This window comes from Agromyces zhanjiangensis, from assembly GCF_040496055.1.
GTDB classification, from domain to species: domain Bacteria; phylum Actinomycetota; class Actinomycetes; order Actinomycetales; family Microbacteriaceae; genus Agromyces; species Agromyces zhanjiangensis.
Window position 1 is genome coordinate 446,740 of sequence record NZ_JBEPKB010000003.1, and the last position, 16,883, is coordinate 463,622.

Annotated in this window: 17 protein-coding genes; 11 read left to right on the top strand and 6 right to left on the bottom strand. The window is 71.2% G+C overall.

Annotated elements, in window-relative coordinates; all coding sequences use genetic code 11:
• Positions 1-52 precede the first annotated feature (52 nt).
• From ABME02_RS08405 to ABME02_RS08415, 3 genes are all read left to right on the top strand, one after another.
• Positions 53-1,534, top strand: a complete 1,482-nt coding sequence (locus ABME02_RS08405; protein ID WP_353814829.1) for an APC family permease — start codon at positions 53-55, stop codon at positions 1,532-1,534.
• Between the two features lie 81 nt (positions 1,535-1,615).
• Positions 1,616-3,652 carry a primary-amine oxidase gene (locus ABME02_RS08410; protein WP_353814830.1) on the top strand — a complete coding sequence of 679 codons (2,037 nt, stop codon included), beginning with the start codon at positions 1,616-1,618 and terminating at the stop codon, positions 3,650-3,652.
• 22 nt (positions 3,653-3,674) lie between these two features.
• A complete protein-coding gene (locus ABME02_RS08415) occupies positions 3,675-4,304 on the top strand; it encodes a hypothetical protein (protein WP_353814831.1) in 630 nt (209 codons plus the stop codon).
• A 30-nt stretch (positions 4,305-4,334) separates the two neighbouring features.
• Here ABME02_RS08415 and ABME02_RS08420 read toward each other — a convergent pair whose 3' ends face one another.
• Positions 4,335-4,544 carry a hypothetical protein gene (locus ABME02_RS08420; protein WP_353814832.1) on the bottom strand — a complete coding sequence of 70 codons (210 nt, stop codon included), beginning with the start codon at positions 4,542-4,544 and terminating at the stop codon, positions 4,335-4,337.
• Positions 4,545-4,710: 166 nt separating this feature from the next.
• Here ABME02_RS08420 and ABME02_RS08425 point away from each other — a divergent pair, with 166 nt between their 5' ends.
• Complete coding sequence (locus ABME02_RS08425; protein WP_353814833.1) at positions 4,711-5,433, top strand: 4a-hydroxytetrahydrobiopterin dehydratase; 723 nt, start codon at positions 4,711-4,713, stop codon at positions 5,431-5,433.
• 7 nt (positions 5,434-5,440) lie between these two features.
• Here ABME02_RS08425 and ABME02_RS08430 read toward each other — a convergent pair whose 3' ends face one another.
• On the bottom strand, positions 5,441-5,797 hold the full coding sequence (locus ABME02_RS08430; protein ID WP_353814834.1) for a hypothetical protein: 357 nt from the start codon (positions 5,795-5,797) through the stop codon (positions 5,441-5,443).
• 201 nt (positions 5,798-5,998) lie between these two features.
• On the opposite strand from ABME02_RS08430, the gene ABME02_RS08435 reads away from it, so the two are divergent.
• Positions 5,999-6,190: a hypothetical protein gene (locus tag ABME02_RS08435; protein ID WP_353814835.1), complete on the top strand. Its 192-nt coding sequence runs from the start codon at positions 5,999-6,001 to the stop codon at positions 6,188-6,190.
• Positions 6,191-6,371: 181 nt separating this feature from the next.
• On the opposite strand, the gene ppk2 is transcribed toward ABME02_RS08435, so the two are convergent.
• Positions 6,372-7,175, bottom strand: a complete 804-nt coding sequence (gene ppk2 / locus ABME02_RS08440) for a polyphosphate kinase 2 (RefSeq protein ID WP_353814836.1) — start codon at positions 7,173-7,175, stop codon at positions 6,372-6,374.
• A 292-nt stretch (positions 7,176-7,467) separates the two neighbouring features.
• Between ppk2 and ABME02_RS08445 the strand changes: the two genes are divergently transcribed.
• Positions 7,468-7,902 (top strand): DUF1761 domain-containing protein, encoded by a 435-nt coding sequence (locus ABME02_RS08445; RefSeq protein WP_353814837.1) that lies wholly within the window; start codon positions 7,468-7,470, stop codon positions 7,900-7,902.
• A gap of 52 nt (positions 7,903-7,954) precedes the next feature.
• On the opposite strand, the gene ABME02_RS08450 is transcribed toward ABME02_RS08445, so the two are convergent.
• On the bottom strand, positions 7,955-8,680 hold the full coding sequence (locus tag ABME02_RS08450) for a hypothetical protein (protein ID WP_353814838.1): 726 nt from the start codon (positions 8,678-8,680) through the stop codon (positions 7,955-7,957).
• 202 nt (positions 8,681-8,882) lie between these two features.
• Between ABME02_RS08450 and ABME02_RS08455 the strand changes: the two genes are divergently transcribed.
• Together ABME02_RS08455 and ABME02_RS08460 are read left to right on the top strand one after the other, a co-directional pair.
• Positions 8,883-10,247, top strand: a complete 1,365-nt coding sequence (locus ABME02_RS08455) for a coiled-coil domain-containing protein (RefSeq protein ID WP_353814839.1) — start codon at positions 8,883-8,885, stop codon at positions 10,245-10,247.
• Positions 10,248-10,381: 134 nt separating this feature from the next.
• Positions 10,382-11,659, top strand: coding sequence for a hypothetical protein (locus ABME02_RS08460; RefSeq protein WP_353814840.1), 1,278 nt, complete (start codon positions 10,382-10,384; stop codon positions 11,657-11,659).
• A 173-nt stretch (positions 11,660-11,832) separates the two neighbouring features.
• Here ABME02_RS08460 and ABME02_RS08465 read toward each other — a convergent pair whose 3' ends face one another.
• Positions 11,833-11,988, bottom strand: coding sequence for a hypothetical protein (locus ABME02_RS08465; RefSeq protein ID WP_353814841.1), 156 nt, complete (start codon positions 11,986-11,988; stop codon positions 11,833-11,835).
• A 115-nt stretch (positions 11,989-12,103) separates the two neighbouring features.
• The gene (locus tag ABME02_RS08470; protein WP_353814843.1) at positions 12,104-12,916 is read right to left on the bottom strand and encodes a nuclease-related domain-containing protein; all 813 of its coding nucleotides are present in this window, start codon (positions 12,914-12,916) and stop codon (positions 12,104-12,106) included.
• 439 nt (positions 12,917-13,355) lie between these two features.
• Here ABME02_RS08470 and ABME02_RS08475 point away from each other — a divergent pair, with 439 nt between their 5' ends.
• From ABME02_RS08475 to ABME02_RS08485, 3 genes are all read left to right on the top strand, one after another.
• A complete protein-coding gene (locus ABME02_RS08475; RefSeq protein ID WP_353814844.1) occupies positions 13,356-13,907 on the top strand; it encodes a hypothetical protein in 552 nt (183 codons plus the stop codon).
• 162 nt (positions 13,908-14,069) lie between these two features.
• Entirely contained in the window at positions 14,070-15,020 is a 951-nt protein-coding gene (locus ABME02_RS08480) for an HNH endonuclease (protein WP_353814845.1), read from the top strand.
• Between the two features lie 470 nt (positions 15,021-15,490).
• Positions 15,491-16,657 carry an RtcB family protein gene (locus ABME02_RS08485; RefSeq protein ID WP_353814846.1) on the top strand — a complete coding sequence of 389 codons (1,167 nt, stop codon included), beginning with the start codon at positions 15,491-15,493 and terminating at the stop codon, positions 16,655-16,657.
• Positions 16,658-16,883: the final 226 nt, after the last annotated feature.

Genomic DNA, 16,883 nt, shown 5'->3' on the forward strand with positions numbered 1-16,883 from the left:
CGCGAGGCTACGTGGCATCCGCCCCACCCCCGCCTCGTCGAAAGGGATCGACATGACCACCCAGAAGGACTCGGCCGCACCGGTCGAGACTCGGGCGCCGCGCACCCTCAGCGGCTCGCTCGGCGTCACCGCCATCGTCTTCATGGTCGTCGCGGCCGCATCGCCGCTCACCGTCGTCGGCGGCTCCGTGCCGCTCGGCATCGCCTTCGGCAACGGCGTCGGCTTCCCGTCGCTGTTCGTGTTCGCCGGCGTCGTGATGCTGCTCTTCTCCGTCGGCTTCGTCGCCATGACCCGCCACGTGCCGAAGCCCGGCGCGTTCTTCACCTACGCCGGCTACGGCCTCGGCCGACCTATGGGACTCGCGACCGCCTACCTCGCCTGGCTCACGTACACGACCGTGCAGGTCGCGGTGCACGGCTACGTCGGCTACATCATCGGCGCTTCGGTCGCCGGGCTCGGCGGCCCCGACCTGCCCTGGTGGCTGTGGGCGCTCGCCGTGATCGCGCTCGTCGGCGTGCTCGGCTACCGCCACATCGACCTCAGCTCGAAGGTGCTCGGCGTGCTGCTCGTGCTCGAGGTCGGCATCGCGGTCGTCATGACGATCGCCGTCATGATCCAGGGCGGTGCCGAAGGCCTCTCGCTCGAGACCTTCGTGCCGAGCCAGATCGTCTCCGGCGCGCCCGGCGTCGGCCTCATGTTCGCCGTCGCCGCGTTCATCGGCTTCGAGGCCACCGCGATCTTCCGCGACGAGGCCCGCGACCCGAACCGCACCATCCCGAAGGCGACCTACATCGCCGTCATCGGCATCGCGCTGTTCTACACGTTCGTCAGCTGGGGCGTCGTCATGGCGTGGGGTCCCTCCGGCGTCGTCGAGGCCGCGATCAACGACCCCGGCGGCCTCGTCATCGCGACGGCGCTCGCCTACCTCGGTCCGGTCGGCGAGATCGCGATCAACGTGCTCATCATCACGGGCATGTTCGCGTGCGTGCTCTCCTTCCACAACGTGGTCTCGCGCTACCAACTGTCGATGAGCAACGCCGGCGTGCTGCCCGCGAGCCTCGGCCGGGTGCACCCGAAGCACCTGTCGCCGCACACCTCGTCGCTCGTGCAGACCGCGACCGCGGCCGTCGCGATCGCCGCGTTCGCCCTGCTCGGCATGGACCCCGTGGCGCAGGTCTTCACCTGGCTCGCCGGCATCGCGACCCTCGGCATCATCGTGCTGATGTCGATCACGAGCATCGCGATCATCGCCTACTTCGCCCGCACGAAGGCCGACACCCGCCCGTGGAACACGCTCGTCGCGCCGATCCTCGGACTCGTCGGACTCGTCTTCTCGGCGGCCGTGATCGTCGCCTACTTCCCGTTCATGGTCAGCGACGTGGATGCCGCGGGCAACCCGGTGTTCGGCGCCGTCAGCTGGATCTGCCTCGCGGTCATCGTCGCGCTGCCCGTCTTCGGCTACCTGCAGGCGCTGTACCTCCGGCGCACCAGCCCCGAGACGTACCAGCGCATCACCGAGGCGATCAGCGCCTGACCCGTTCGAAGACGCCGCGGGGCCCGTGCTCACACCCGGGTCCCGCGGCATCCGCCCCCGGCACCAGAAGGAGCACCACCCATGACCATCACCGACCTCACCCTCGGCGAGACCTCGCCGGCCGCGGCAGGCCTGCCGCACCCCCTGAGCGACCTCGCTGCCGCCGAGATCACGGCCGTGCGCGACCTGCTCGTCGCCGAGCTCGCGCTCGCGGCATCCGTCCGCTTCGCCTACGTCGGGCTCGACGAGCCGCACAAGCTCGAGGTCCTCGACTGGCAGGCCGGCGGCCCGCGGCCCGAGCGCCGCGCGCGGGTCATGCTGCTCGACCTCGCCGACGGGCGCTCGCTCGACGTGCTCGTCTCGCTGACCGACGGCGCCGTGCGCAGCACGTCGGTGCTCGACGGCTCGGAGGGGCAGCTGCCGATCCTCGTGGAGGAGTTCGAGATGGTCGGCGACATCGTCGCCGAGGACCCGCGCTGGCACGCGGCGCTCGCCGCGCGCGGCGTCACGCACGACCAGGTCGTCTGCGTGCCGCTGTCGGCCGGCCACTACGGCTACGAGGAGGAGGAGGGCACGCGGATGCTGCGCGTGTTCGCCTTCCGCCAGGACGGTCCGCAGGACCATCCGTGGGCGCACCCGGTCGACGGCCTCGCCGCGTACATCGACGTGATCGCGCGCAAGATCACGCGGCTCGTCGACGACCGGCTCCTGCCGGTGCCAGAGGAGCACGGGAACTTCGACGACCCCGAGCTGCAGGGCCCGCCGCTGGCGTCGCTGAAGCCGCTCGTGATCACCCAGCCCGCCGGCCCGAGCTTCGAGGTCGACGGCGACGAGGTGACGTGGGCGAAATGGCGCTTCCAGATCGGCTTCGACCCGCGCGAGGGGCTCATCCTGCGGCGCCTGCGCATCGTCGACGGCGAGGAGGAGCGCTCGGTGATCTACCGCGCGAGCGTCTCGGAGATGCTCGTGCCGTACGGCGACCCGTCGGCGTCGCGCTTCTGGCAGAACTACTTCGACACGGGCGAGTACCTCTTCGGCCGCTTCACGAACTCGCTGAAGCTCGGCTGCGACTGCCTCGGCGAGATCCGCTACTTCGACGCGACCTTCGCCGACGAGCTCGGGCAGCCGACGACCATCGAGAACGGCATCTGCATGCACGAGGAGGACTACGGCACGCTGTGGAAGCACAGCGACATGTTCACCGGGTCCGACGAGGTGCGCCGCGCCCGCCGCCTGGTCATCAGCTTCTTCACCACCGTCGGCAACTACGACTACGGCTTCTACTGGTACCTCTACCTCGACGGCACGATCGAGTGCGAGGCGAAGCTCACCGGCATCCTGTTCTCGTCGGCCTACCCGGAGCCGGGCTACCCGTACGCGACCGAGGTCGCGCCCGGCCTCGGTGCGCCGAACCACCAGCACCTGTTCAACTTCCGCCTCGACATGATGGTCGACGGGCTGGCGAACGCGGTCGACGAGGTCGACGCGGTGCGCGTGCCGATCGGTCCCGGCAACGAGCACGGCAACGGCTTCACGTTCTCGCGGACGAGGCTCTCGACCGAGGCCGACGCGGCCAGGGAGGCGGATGCCTCGGTGGGCCGCGCCTGGCACATCGTCAACACCGAGCGCACCAACCGCCTCGGCCAGCCCACCGGCTACGTGCTGCACCCCTCGCAGTCGCCGACGCTGCTCGCCGACCCGTCGTCGTCGATCGCCGCGCGGGCCGAGTTCGCCACGAAGCACCTGTTCGTCACGCAGTACGACCCGGCGGAGCGCTACGCCGCCGGCGACTTCGTGCACCAGAACCCGGGCGGTGACGGGCTTGCGAAGTACCGCGCGGGCGACCGCTCGGTCGACGGCGAGGACATCGTGGTGTGGCACACGTTCGGGCCGACCCACTTCCCGCGCCCCGAGGACTGGCCGGTCATGCCCGTCGACCACGCGAAGTTCACGCTGAAGCCGTACGGGTTCTTCGACCGCAACCCGGTGCTCAACGTGCCCGCGACGTCGGCGCACGGCACGGGGTCGCACGCGACGGGCTCGGCGCACGCGCACGGGCACGCGGGCTGCGCGCACTGCGCGGGCGACTCGGGCGCGGCGTGCAGCTGCGGCCACTGAGACGTCCCGAGCGGATGCCACGATGACCGAGCTGCTCCATGCGGGAATGGTGATCCCCGCCTCGCTCGGCGTCTGCTGCTCGGTCGGCGTCGGTGCCTGGTCGGCCCCCTCAGCGGGGTCGGCCGGGCGCCGCCGCGCGCGAGCCGCCGCGGCGGTCGGGCGCCTGCTGCCCGTGATGGCCGCACTGCTCATGCTCGGCGCGATGCTCGACATGGCGTTCGGCAGCGCCCTCGTGCCCGGGTGGACCGGCCGATCGGTCGGCTGGGCGGCCGCCATGGTGCTGACGGCGTTGCTCGTCGTCGCGTCCGGACGCGTCGCCGGGCGGGTCGGCCACGTCGACCTGCATCGCGCGCTCGGGCTGGTGGTGACCGCCGGGCTCGTCGCGGCCGCGCATCCGGCTCACGCGCAGGTCGCGCCGGCTGCGGCGTCGGCGCACTCCGCCCACGCGGGCTCGGCACTCCTGCCGGCGGTGCTCGCCGCAGCCGTGGCGTTCGCGGGGTTCTCCGCCTGGTCGGCCGTGTCGACGTGGCGCGGGGCCCACGAACCGGCCGCACGAGGCCCGCGCGGTGCGGTCGCCGCGCGACTGCGCAGTGCGGATGCCGCCGGCATGGCGGTCATGTCGCTCGCGATGGCGGCGATGCTCCTCGCGTGAGCGCGGCTCGCGCGGCGCGGCGATCGCGGCTCAGCGCCGCGGGCCGGAGTCGCGAGACCCGAAGAGCCGGGCGATCGACGCCCACAGGCCACCGGCGGCGGGCCTCGGTGGGGCGTCCTCGAAGCCGTCGTGCAGGTGCACGGGGCCGGTGAAGGCGAGCGCCCCGCTCCATCCGGGGTCGGCCCATCGGTCGGCCCCGCCGTGCTGGGGCGTCTGGGAGATGCTCGTGGCAGCGCTCATGTCATCCTCCTGCGGTGTCGTCATCGACGCTCGGATCTCGCCGACGCTGCCCCTCCATCATCCTCCTCTCGGCCGGCGACCGCGTCGGGGATCGCCCGGATCGGGGCATCCGCTCGCCGTCGCACGGCCCTTGCCGGTGTCGGCGGGGGCCGCGAGCATGGGTCGCATGGATGCCGCAGCCGCGCCGGAGGGCGCGCAGCCCGACCTGCCCGAGGCGATCTCGCCGCAGCAGTTCCACGACGCGGAGGGCGTCGACGACTGGCGGGTGCTCTACTGGGGTGCGCACGCGTTCTTCCGGGCGTCGTCGTACGCCGAGGCCGCGCGATTCGTCGCCGCGATCACGGCGATCGACGAGGTCGTGCGCCACGAACCCGACGTCGACCTGCGGCACGAGGGCGTCGCGGTGAAGCTCATCAGCCGCGACGTCCGCGACCTCAGCACGCGCGACGTCGAGGTCGCGCGGCGCATCTCCGCGGTCGCGCGCGAGCACGGCCTGGCGGCGGACGTCTCGGTGCTCCAGATCGTGCAGACGGCGGTCGCGTCACCGCCGTCGGCGGAGGTCACGCCGTTCTGGACCGCGGTCCTCGGGTACGTGCGGCCGAACGACACGCACCTCGTCGACCCGCTCCGTCGGGGGTCGTCGGTGTTCCTGCAGCCCGAGGAACGGGTCGGCCCGCGCCGCGGGCGCATGCACGTCGACGTGTGCGTGCCGCACGACCAGGTGCACGCGCGCATCGCGGCCGCGCTCGCCGCGGGCGGTCGCATCGCCGACGACTCGTTCGCGCCCGAGTGGTGGACGCTCGCCGATGCCGAGAACCACGGCGTCGACCTCACGACGTGGTGGGGCCGAGAGTCGACGCGGCTCGAGGAGGAGCGGCCCGCGCGCTGACGCGCGCTCAGGCCTCCGCCTCGTCGACCACCGCGGTGCCGCGCGACCGCTCGCGATCGTGGTACATCGCCCCGACTCGGCGGCCGCGCACGTCATCCAGCAGGTCGGCCGAGCTGCACGCGCGTTCCGCGGCCGTTCCCAACGCGGCGACCGCTTCATCGATCCGCGTGGCCCGGTCGGCCTCGGTCGCCGCGGTCGCGGAACGCCATGCCGCCATGGCCGCGTCGAACGCGCGGGGTGCGTACGCGGGCACGTCTGCGCGGCGTGCGCGAGCGAAGGCCGCGGCGAGTCCGACGAGGGTGGTCGGGGGGCGCCGGCGTTCGCGATCCTCACTGGCCGTCGCGGATGTCTCGGTGTCGGTCATCGGACCCAGCTCTCCTGTCGTCGGCGCAGACCCGCTGGTCGTCTCGCATCAGCGACTCCAGGCCCGGCCAGTCTGGTCGCTGGGCGGCGGCCTGTCGAGGGGAGACGGGTCGCATGGCACGAATGGCGACGCTGCGGGTCGTTCGACCCGCGCCCGCGGGGCCCGAGCGCCTAGCGTGGGCGAGAGACGCGGAGGAGGCTCGTGATGATCCGGAAGCGTGAATCCGACGACGAGGCGGAGGCGGAGGCTGAGGCGGAGGCTGAGGCTGAGGCTGAGGCTGAGGCGGAGACCGAGGCCGCGGACCGTGCCAAGCGGTGGTCAGACGAACGTGCGGAGCACTGGCACGGCGCATCGCCGTCGGCGGCGACCCAGGATCGCGCCGACAAGGAGTGACCGACCGGACCGTGCCGCAGGAGGTCATCCCGCTGGCCGTGCCCTGCCGGGCGCATGGGGCTGCCCCCGCTGACCACCATCTCCGCCGTGTTCCCTCGGTACTTCGGTACTCGGTACTCGATACTTCGGTACCGACCTCGCCGGAGGGGACGACGCCCGCCCCGGACGATCGCGGGCGGCATCAGTCGGCGGCGCCCGCCCGCTTCTCGACCTCGCGCGCGTAGTCGGGCACCGAGTTCGTCCACTGGCGGGGCGGACGTTCGTAGCCGGCCGACGGCGGACGCTCGGGGATCTCGATCGGCACCTGCGGCACGGGCTCCCACGGCACCTTCGAGAGGATGTGGGCCATCACGTTGATGCGCGAGCGGCGCTTGTCGTCGCTCTCGATCTCGTACCAGGGGGCCTCGGCGATGTCGGTGTGGAGGAACATCGTGTCCTTGGCGCGGGAGTAGTCCTCCCACTTCGTGATCGAGCTGAGGTCGGTGGGGCTGAGCTTCCAGCGTCGCATCGGGTCGTTCAGGCGCGAGCGGAAGCGCTCCTCCTGCACGACGTCGGACACGCTGAACCAGTACTTCAGCAGGATGATGCCGTCCTCCACGAGCATCCGCTCGAAGATCGGCGCCTGGTGCAGGAACCGCTGGTACTCCTCGTTCGTGCAGTACCCCATGACGCGCTCCACGCCGGCGCGGTTGTACCAGGAGCGGTCCATGAGCACGATCTCGCCCGCGGCCGGCAGGTGCGGCACGTACCGCTGGAAGTACCAGCGCGTCTTGTCGCGCTCGCTCGGCGCCGGCAGCGCGACGATGCGCGTGACGCGCGGGTTCATGTACTCCGACACGCGCTTGATCGCGGAGCCCTTGCCCGCGGCATCCCGCCCCTCGAAGATCACCACGACGCGCGCGCCCGACTGCTGCACCCATTTCTGCATCTCGACGAGCCGCGCCTGCAGGTCCTTGAGTTCCTGCGTGTACAGCGGCTTCGGCATCCTCTTGCCCATTCGCGCACCCCTGCACCGAAGCCTAGGGCGGATGCCCCGCCGCGGCGCCGCACGCACCCTGTCGGTTTCGCAGGCATCGAGTGTCCGATGCATGCGGGATCGAGCGGCGACATCCAACCGCAATCGGACACTCGGCGCGCGCCGAGCGTCCACGAATCTCCCGCGCGCTGCGGGCGGCGGCCATTCGCACGGGAGTACGCTCGCGGCCAGCGACACCCGACGCACCGCACCGGCGCGGCGCGGGCGACGAGCGCGGCCCTGCCGCGACGAGGAGGCGGACATGACGGTTCCCGAGATCAACTACTGGGCGGTGCTGCTGGCGACCCTGTCGAGCATGCTCGTCGGCACGATCTGGTACGCCAGGGGCGTGTTCGGCACGCGCTGGTCGAAGCTCGCCGGCGTCGACATGGACCGCCCGGCTTCGAGCGCCGTGGGCCCGATCGTCGTGACCGTGATCGTCAGCTTCATCACCGCGTGGGTGCTCGCGGGCGCGTCGACGATCGCGTGGCACTTCTACGGAGGCAGCTACCTGATGGCGGCGCTCTTCACGGCGATCATCCTGTGGGCCGGTCTCACCGCCGCGCGGTTCATCACGCACGACGCGTTCGAGGGGCGCCCGTCGTCGCTGACGATCCTCAACATCGGGCACGAGCTCGTGACGCTCGTCGTGATGGGGATCATCATCGGGGTGTGGCCGCCGGCCGGCACGGTCTGACGCGTCGCGCGCCGGAACCCCGGATGCGTCGGAACCGGACCTCTCCGGAACGTCAGACGCCGCCGACACCGAGGTGGAGCGGAGCGATGATCCGCCGCACGTCTCCACCGACCTGCAGCGCGACCGCGTAGGCGTTCAGCTCGCCCTCGATGACCGACTCCCCGAGTTCCGGACCGTACTCGAGCGGGAGCTGGTTCACTCCGGTGCCACCGAGCTCGCTCCCGATCGCCGCGGCGACCTCCGACGGGTCGGCGTCGACCTCGAAACCCAGGTCGGTGGTGAGCGCGACGCCGTCGAGCTCCGGAGCGGTCGCGACGACGACCACGTTCATCTCGCGCTCGTCCGGCCCGGTGTCCGGCACCCAGACCGTCGGGTCGGCCTCATCCCACTGGCCGACCTGGTCATCCCAGACCTCGAACCCCGGCCACGCGTAGTTCGTCGTCAGCGGCGCCTCGCAGCACTGGCCGAACTCGCCGACATCGGGGCCCGAGTCGAACACCGCGGAGAGCGGCTCGACGATCTCGTCGGCGGGCAGGTCGTAGGAGAGCGTCTCGAGCACCGTTCCCGCGTCGTCGACCAGTTCGAGCCCGAGTGGCCGGATGACGATCCGTGTGACGAGCGCGAGCGGGTCGTCGGGCTCCCCGGCTGGCGTGGCGGTCGGTGCGGGATCGGCGGTCGCGTCGACGGTCGGGTCGGGCGACTCGCCCGCCGTGCAGGCCGTGAGCATGCTCGCCGTGAGCAGCGCGACGGCGATGGCGGCACCTCGGAGTCCCTGCATCGTGACCACATCCCCTCGTGACGGTCTCATCCGCAATCATGGCGGAGCGGCGCCGAACCGGAGAGGATCTCCCGGTCACGGTTCGATCTCGGCCGCGGGCTCCGGCGGGCGGTCGTTCTGCACCGCACATCCACCGGTCCCGACGCGCGGCCGGCTCGGCGCTCCAAGGAATGCCCATGATCGCGACCCTAGGATCGAGGACATGGCCGGGTTCTGGGGCAAGCGCAAGCGCGAGGAGCAGCACGAGCTCGAGGCACAGGATGCCGGGCTCGCCATCCGGGCGCGATCGGCGCTGGTCGACGCGGACGAGCGCATCCGGGTCACGACCGACGAGCTCGACTTCGCTGAGGCCGAGCTGGGATCCGAGGCGACCGAACCCCTCCGCGAGGCGCTCGCCGCAGTGCGCACGCACCTGGCCGAGGCGTTCCGGCTGCACCAGCTGAACCACGACCACATCCCCGACACCCCCGACGAGCTGCGCACGCGCAACGGACGCATCGTGCAGCTCTGCGAGTGGGCGGAGGAGCTGCTCGACGACCGCACCGCGGCGCTCGCCGAGCGGATCGCCCGCGCCCGACGTGCGCCCGAGATCATCGCCGCCATCCGAGTCGACATCGAGCGCCTGCGTGCGCGTATCCCGCACGCCCGCGAGACGGTCGACCGGCTCGCCGTCCGCTACGCCAGCGAGGCCCTCGCCCAAGTCGACGCGAACCCCGCCGAGGCCGACCAGCTGCTCGGCTTCGCCGAGCACGGCGTCGGCGTGGCCGAACGCCGACGCGAGGCGGGCCAGCGCGAGCAGGCGAACCTCGCGCTCGAGGCATCCGCCGAATCGGTGCGTCGTGCGACGACCCTGCTCGACGCGGTCGAGACGTTCGAGGTCGAGGCGCTGCGGGCCGAGTCGACCCTCGCGGCGATCGTCGAGGACTCCCGCGGCGACCTCGTCGTCGCGCTCAAGGAGCCGCACTCGCCGGGCGTCGCACAGGCGATCGCCGACCTGCAGGCGGCGCTCGCGAGCCTGCCGCCCGCGGGCGTCAACACCGACCCGTTCACGCACCTGGACCGGCTGCGCGATGCGAACTCCGGCCTGGATGCCGCGATCGCCGTCGCTCGCGAGCGCGCGGCGCGTCCGATCCCGCCGCTCGAGCATGTGCGCCACGCCATCGACGACGCCGACCGGCAGCTCGCGGTCGCGCGCGACGTGATCGCCGGGCATCGCGGCTGGATCGGCGCCGACGCCCGCACCCGGCTCGCCGAGGGCGAGCGCACCCGGCAGGACCTCGACCGTTACCTCGGCGAGCCCGCGGCGACCGCCATCGTCATCGGCGACGACCACCGCGAGCATGCGATGGCGATCGCGCGCCGCGCCGCGGCCCTCGCGGGCGAGGCGCTGCAGCTCGCGCGGCGCGACATCGACTCGTCGCGCCCGCAGGATCCCGGGCAGTGGGGCGGACCGGGCGGCGGCCAGGGCTGGGGCGGCGGAGGTCGCCGCGGCGGCGGATCGGACGTCATGGGCGGCATCCTCGGCGGTCTCGTGATCGGCAGCATCCTCGACGGGATCTTCGACTAGACGCGGCGGGCCGTGGTCGGCGGTGTCGGCCGGTTCGGGCAGTGCGGAGGTGTCGGTCGGTTCGACTCGGCGCACCCCGGATCACCGCGCGACCGAACATGGTGCGTGTCGGCCGCCGCTCGTAGAATTCATGCATGGCCGGGTTCTGGGCCAGGCGCAGGCGGGGTGCGCCCGAACTCGAGGCCCACGACGCGGAGCTCGCGACGCGGGCCGGGTCGGCCCTGTTCGCCGCCGATGACCGCCTGCGCGCCGCCGCAGAGGAGCTCGGCTTCGCCGAGGCGGAACTCGGGCGCGACGCGATCGCCGAGCCGGCCGAGGTACTCGCCGTCGCGCGCCGGCAGCTCGGCGAGGCGTTCCGCCTGAACCGGCGCAACCACGACGCGATGCCCGGCCCTGCCGACGAGATCCGGGCGCGGTACCTGCGCGTCGTCGACCTGTGCGAGGCCGTCGAGCGCGTGCTCGACGAACAGGCCGCCGAGCTCGGCGAGCGGATGTCACGGGCGCGCCGAGCCCCCGACGTCGTCGCCGGCGTGCGCGCCGACCTCGTGCACGCGCGGGCGCGCTTCCCGTACGTCCGCGCCACCCTCGACCGGCTCGGGGCGCGCTACGCGCGCGAGGCGCTCGCCGACTTCGACGCCACCCTCGCGGAGGCCGACCAGCTGCTCGGCTTCGCCGAGCACAGCCTCCGCGTGGCCGAGCGACGGCGGTCCGAGGGCGAGAGCTCGCACGCCGACGTCGCCCTCGAGGCATCCGCTCGTTCGGTGCGTCGCGCGGCCACGCTGCTCGACGCCGTCGAGACCTTCGAGGTCGAGGCGCTTCGCGCCGAGGCCGCGCTGCCCGCCCTCGCCGACGACTGCCGCCGCGCCCTCGCGCTCGCCCTCGGCGCGCCGCACTCACCGGCCGCCGCCGCCGCGATCACCGAGCTGCAGGCGGCGCTGGCCGCACTGCCGGCCACCGGCGTGAACACCGATCCGGTCGGCCACCTGCGGCGGCTACGCGAGGCTCGCGCGGCGCTGGATGCCGCGATGGCGATCGCGCCGCCAGCCGCTCGCGAGCGCGCGACGCGCGACCACGAGTCCGCCGGGCCCCCCGCCCCGCCCGTCGGCCACGTGCACCACGCCGTCCGCGATGCCGACCGTCGCCTCGACGTCGCCCGCGACGCCGTCGCGGGGCACCCGGGCTGGATCGGCGCCGAGGCGCTGACCCGGCTGGCCGAGTCCGAGCGCATTCGTGTCGACCTCGGTCACTACCTCGGCAGCGCCTCCTCCGAGGTGACGGTGATCGTGACGGACGTCGATCGCCGGGCTCAGGCGATCGCGATGGCCCGCCGCGCCGCGACCCTCGCGAGCGAGTCCCTGAGCCTGGCCCGCCGCGACATCGGCGCGATGCGGGCGCAGGGGCTCGGGGCGTAGCTTTCCGCGTGGCGAGACCCGCCGCAGCTTTCGCTCGAACGACCGCGCCGCTTCGACGCGCCCACCTCGCGACGCCGACCGGGTCCGCAGTGCAGGAGGGCGCTTCTCGCTCGATCGCGCGACGCCGCGAGGTGGTCGCCCCGCGCCGTTGCGCAGGGCGACGACGCTCGAGATCAGCGTTCGTCGGCGTCGTGCCGCCGCCAGCGGCGCTTCGCGCCGATCCGGCGGTTCACCGCGAAGGGCGCCTTGCGCGCCTGACCCTGCCCGCGCCACTGGTGCGGCTTGCACAGCGTGCAGCCCTTGCGGCGCCGATGAGGCGAATGTGCCATGTGCTCGATCCGTTCCCGTACCACTCCCGCCCGGGTGGGCTGGGTAGAGACGGAGCCAGGATCGAGGTCATGTTCGGGAGTCTTGCACCGACGGCCGACATCCAGCGACCGTGCGTCAACCGAACATCGAGCTGAACATCGTCGACAGTATGGGGATCACCGCCCATGCTGCGAGCAGCAGCCCCGCAAGCGCCGCAAGCGCCCAGGCGGCGCGCCGGCGGCCCGCTCGACCAACGGCCACCCGCAGCCGGTCGAACGCGTCGTGGTCGACGTCCTCGTGCTGCGGCATCCGCTGCCAGGCCGAGGGTTGCGCCGCGACCGCGGCGAGCTCTGCGACCTGCTCGGGCGGGAGCACCGCCCGCCGCCGCCGCAACCACCGCGCCAGCTCCACCTCGCGCAGCACGACGACGTCGTGCGGGCGCTCGCACACCGTCATCCGGTTCGCGCCGACGATCGCGACGATCGGTGTGACCTCGACGGGCATTCCCGCGGCAGCCGACAGCAGCTTCGCCGTTCGCTTCGCCTCGAACGCGGCGTTGCGCAGGTGATCGGTGCGCTGGCCGTTCACGAGGATGCGCTTCGCGCCGACCCAGACGGTCTGCCCACGGTGGTGCTTCGTGTTGATCGTGAACACGCCCGCCCGCCCGATGACGACGTGGTCGAGGTCGCTCGACCCGGTACCGACCGGTACCGAGTGCAGCACGACCCACTCCGGGCCGAGCGCCTCCAGGCGGCGCGCGACCTGGAGCTCGCCGAGCGCGCCGACGTACCAGGGCTCGGCGTCGCGTCCGAGCGGCGAGACGCCGAAGAACCGCTGCACGGCGGTGTTCGGCGGCACCGCCGACTGCACGCGCAGGCATTCGGCGATGACGGATGCCGCGGGGCGGCGGTGGGCGAGGGAATCGGTGCCGACAGGCTCGGTCGTCATGGCACGGATGTCTCGGTCACGCCGGTCGACGACGCGAAGGTCGCCGTCATTCGGGCAGCGTCGGGTGCCAAGGGGACGAGCAGACCGACCACGAACGAAGCGACACCGACGACCAGGCTCGTCCGCCCGAGCAGCACACCCCACCCGAGGGCGTCGACGTGGCCCGCGCCGCGAACGGGGCGATTGCCGGACGGAAACGATCGTGTCGGCGTTTCGGGCTCGGGCGGGGACCAGTCTCTCGGTCCAGACGGGGGTGAGCTCATCGGGTCGTCGATTCCTCGGCAGACGTAGGGTCGCTCGAATCCTCGCAGCAGCTCGGATGCGGAGGAGAGTCCCCGAACGCGGGGTTGCCTCGGAAGTGCCCAACCCAGCACTGTTTCAACTGATGACCCCGAGTACAACGACCTCTCGCAATTCGACCGCGCGCTCGAAACGCGAATTGAACATCCGACTGGCCGAACACGTCGATTGGCTTCGAGCCTCGGCCGAGCGGTTCGACGACCGGCACATCTCGGAGGCCAAGCGCATCGCGGTCGTGGTCAGGTCATTGGTTCATGACACGACCGTTTCGCGAAGCCTGCTGACGCAGCTGGGCATGCGCGATCGAATGGTCTGGCGCTCGGCCGTGCCATCCAATGGATCCGGCTTCGAGAGGCCGCCATGGGAAGAGGTCTCCGGATACGCGCCGATCGCGGGCTGGCCGCAGTACGAGTGCGACTTCGCGAGTTGGTGGCGGGGCCGAATGCTCGTACACGAGGGCGAACACATCGACCGGGCGTGGTTCGTCCTGCATCTCGCCAATTTCGACGGCGGTGCCCATATCGATCCGGTGCTCCCAGAGGCGTATCGCACGATGACGCGCGAGGGCGGTATCGGCCGGGTCCGAATCAACAGCGCGGGCAACCCGTATCCCGACAGCAGCAATCCCGTGCCCAGCGCAATGCGAACGATCTGTACCGAAGTGGTGACGTCGATTGAATCGATCTGGTAGATCGTTCGAGCCCTGAAGGGCATGGCCCGGCGTCGATCATGATGACTTCGATCACTGGCTCGACCGCCTCTCGCTCATGTCAGCGATGCTGCTGCCGGTTTGCCGATGTCAAGGCGGCCCACCGCTTCCCTGCTCCGGCCCCCGACTCGTTATCTTCGAGTCATGGCTGAGGGTGAATTGTCCGGCGTCGGCTGGCTCGTCGCATCCAACCGCGAGATGTTCGATGCCGATGCCGCCTTCGCGGCGCTCGGGGAAATCGACTGGAGCGAGACCAGGTCTGCGAAGATCGAGATCGGCGATCTTGTCTACCTCTACACGACTGCACCCACGAGTGCTCTGACACATGAGTGCGCGGTCATTGACCGTGGGATTCGGTTTGAGGACACGATTGATGATCGTGCGTTCTGGGGCAACAGCTCGGCCTTCGAAGAGCGTCGAGATCGAACCTGGATGCGTCTTCACCTGCGCCACACCTTCTCCACCGAGGAACGCATGCTGCTCTCGCTCCCTGCGCTGATCCAGCATGGACTGCGCTCAGCACCACAGAGTCGAATGCGAATTCCGGAAGGCCTCACGGCACTCATTCGTGCGGTCCGCACTGCCGCGGAGACCTTGAACGATGCCGCCGCAGAGAACTCGCCCGTCGACATTGACGAAGTAACAGAGTTCTACCGCGCGATTCGAGACGGGCGCTTCTCGGTGCCCGACCGGTACGTGCAGGCGAAGACCCGGGGGAGTGCTCAGCGAGCATTCGCTGCCGCGGTGAAACGTAACTACGGCTATCGATGTGCTCTGACCGGCATTTCCAGCCCTGAGTTCTTGGTGGCATCTCACATCGTGCCATGGTCGCAGGACGAAGAGATCCGCCTCGACCCGTCCAACGGGATCTGCCTCTCAACGCTCGTGGATCGTGCCTTCGAGCTGGGGTTCATCTCGATCACGCCGGACGGCCGGGTGGAGGTCAAGCATGAGCGATTCGCCGACGATGGCGCTCTCGCGGCAACCTTGATGCCTTTCGATGGCCGCAGCATTCAGATGCCTGCGAAGGGTGCGCCCAAGGCCGAGTATCTCGAGCGAAGACGTGAGCTCTGGCAATCGAAGCCGCTCACCTAGTACCTCGACATTCTTCACGTCGTCGCGCTGGACCGTACTCGAAGTGTCCGATAGCGGCGATTGCGGTCCTCCGGCGGACCGAATCCGCCATTGACCTCACCCCCACCCCACCGCTAACGTTCGAAGGCTGCGCACCCGCGCGGCATCCCGGAGACCTGCACGAGGAAGGACGAGCTGCCGTGTATCTGCAGCACACGAATCGCCAGTCCTTCGTCGAGTCCGCGAAGCGACGCCAAGAGCGGCGGCTTCGCACGCTCGAGCAGGTGCTCGAACCGGCACGCTGACGCAGCCGCGGCCCGATGGTCGCGAGAATCGCGTCACCCCGTGCCATCCGAGGCCCGGGGTCTTTTTCCGTCTGCGCGCGACGGGAGCCCTCGGGCTCCGTGATCCGCACCGACCCGTCCGCCCGCGAACGCGGGAGCGGAGTGGAGCGGTGCGACATCCGCAACGCAACCAGACAGGAAAGGACCATGGAGAAGCTCTCCGCACGGCTCGTGTCGTGGGCCAGCCTGATCGACGAGAAGACCGTCGAGCAGGCCCGCACCTCGTCGACGATGCCGTTCATCTACCCGCACCTCGCGCTGATGCCCGACGCGCACCTGGGCCTCGGCGCCACGGTGGGGTCGGTCATCCCGACGCTCGGCGCGATCATGCCGGCCGCGGTCGGGGTCGACATCGGCTGCGGCATGATCGCCGTGAAGACGCAGTTCGCGGCATCCGACCTGCCCTCCGACCGGAGGGAGGTCCGGGAGCAGATCGAGCGCGCCATCCCGCTGTCGGCCGGTCACGCGAACCGCAAGGTCGTCGCGACCGCCGAGCCGCGGATCGCCGAGCTCGAGGCCCTCGCCGAGGCGAAGGGGTTCGACCCGGCCCGCTACCGGGGCGACTGGCGGCTCCAGCTGGGGTCGCTCGGCAGCGGCAACCACTTCATCGAGGTCTCGCTCGACGAGGCGGATGCCGTGTGGCTGTTCCTGCACTCCGGAAGCCGGGGCGTGGGCAACACGATCGCGCAGCACCACATCCGGGTCGCGCAGGAGCTCTGCCGGAAGTGGTGGATCGACCTGCCCGACACGGATCTCGCGTACCTCGTGGAGGGCACGCCGGAGTTCTCGCGGTACATCGCGGAGCTGCGGTGGGCGCAGCACTTCGCGCTGCTGAACCGTGAGGAGATGATGGACCGGGTCATCCGGCAGGTCTCGGAGTGGGTCGGCGTGCCGGTGGAGGAGCGGGAGCGGATCAACTGCCACCACAACTTCACCGAGAGCGAGGAGCACTTCGGCAAGCGGGTGTGGGTGTCGCGGAAGGGTGCGATCCAGGCCGATGCCGGCCGGCCGGGCCTGATCCCGGGTTCGATGGGTACCGCGTCGTACGTGGTCGAGGGCCTGGGTGATCGGATGTCGCTGAACTCCTCGCCGCACGGCGCGGGCCGGACGTACTCGCGCTCCGCCGCCCGGCGGACCTTCACGCAGGATCAGCTGCGGGAGGCGATGGCCGGCATCGAGTTCCGCGACACCGACGCGTTCATCGACGAGATCCCGGCGGCGTACAAGCCGATCGACCGGGTGATGGCGGATGCCGCGTCGCTCGTGCGGGTGCGGCACACGCTGCGGCAGGTGGTGAACGTGAAGGGGGACTGATTGGTCGCGCACAGCGACTCATTAGGTGACGGATGCCGCGGCTCGCGCCCGCTCGGAGACGGGCGGGTGCGGGCCGCGGCGTTCCGCGTCGCCCTGCTGACCGAGGGTGCCGAAGCGTGCGAGTGCGACCTCCGTCCATCCGCCGCGGCTCGTAGGCTTCCGTTCATGGCCTCCAGATCCGAGAGTGATGAGCACTACGTCCTGGATCTCTGCGACCAGATCCTCG

Excerpts from the sequence above, each read along its gene's own strand:
- ABME02_RS08460 (WP_353814840.1), top strand. The coding sequence starts at position 10,382 with ATGGCCGGGTTCTGGGCCAGGCGCAGGCGGGGTGCGCCCGAACTCGAG.
- ABME02_RS08470 (WP_353814843.1), bottom strand. The coding sequence starts at position 12,916 with ATGACGACCGAGCCTGTCGGCACCGATTCCCTCGCCCACCGCCGCCCC.
- ABME02_RS08455 (WP_353814839.1), top strand. The coding sequence starts at position 8,883 with ATGGCCGGGTTCTGGGGCAAGCGCAAGCGCGAGGAGCAGCACGAGCTC.
- ABME02_RS08445 (WP_353814837.1), top strand. The coding sequence starts at position 7,468 with ATGACGGTTCCCGAGATCAACTACTGGGCGGTGCTGCTGGCGACCCTG.
- ABME02_RS08405 (WP_353814829.1), top strand. The coding sequence starts at position 53 with ATGACCACCCAGAAGGACTCGGCCGCACCGGTCGAGACTCGGGCGCCG.
- ABME02_RS08425 (WP_353814833.1), top strand. The coding sequence starts at position 4,711 with ATGGATGCCGCAGCCGCGCCGGAGGGCGCGCAGCCCGACCTGCCCGAG.
- ppk2 (WP_353814836.1), bottom strand. The coding sequence starts at position 7,175 with ATGCCGAAGCCGCTGTACACGCAGGAACTCAAGGACCTGCAGGCGCGG.
- ABME02_RS08465 (WP_353814841.1), bottom strand. The coding sequence starts at position 11,988 with ATGGCACATTCGCCTCATCGGCGCCGCAAGGGCTGCACGCTGTGCAAG.
- ABME02_RS08415 (WP_353814831.1), top strand. The coding sequence starts at position 3,675 with ATGACCGAGCTGCTCCATGCGGGAATGGTGATCCCCGCCTCGCTCGGC.
- ABME02_RS08450 (WP_353814838.1), bottom strand. The coding sequence starts at position 8,680 with ATGCAGGGACTCCGAGGTGCCGCCATCGCCGTCGCGCTGCTCACGGCG.
- ABME02_RS08485 (WP_353814846.1), top strand. The coding sequence starts at position 15,491 with ATGGAGAAGCTCTCCGCACGGCTCGTGTCGTGGGCCAGCCTGATCGAC.
- ABME02_RS08430 (WP_353814834.1), bottom strand. The coding sequence starts at position 5,797 with ATGACCGACACCGAGACATCCGCGACGGCCAGTGAGGATCGCGAACGC.
- ABME02_RS08480 (WP_353814845.1), top strand. The coding sequence starts at position 14,070 with ATGGCTGAGGGTGAATTGTCCGGCGTCGGCTGGCTCGTCGCATCCAAC.
- ABME02_RS08410 (WP_353814830.1), top strand. The coding sequence starts at position 1,616 with ATGACCATCACCGACCTCACCCTCGGCGAGACCTCGCCGGCCGCGGCA.
- ABME02_RS08420 (WP_353814832.1), bottom strand. The coding sequence starts at position 4,544 with ATGAGCGCTGCCACGAGCATCTCCCAGACGCCCCAGCACGGCGGGGCC.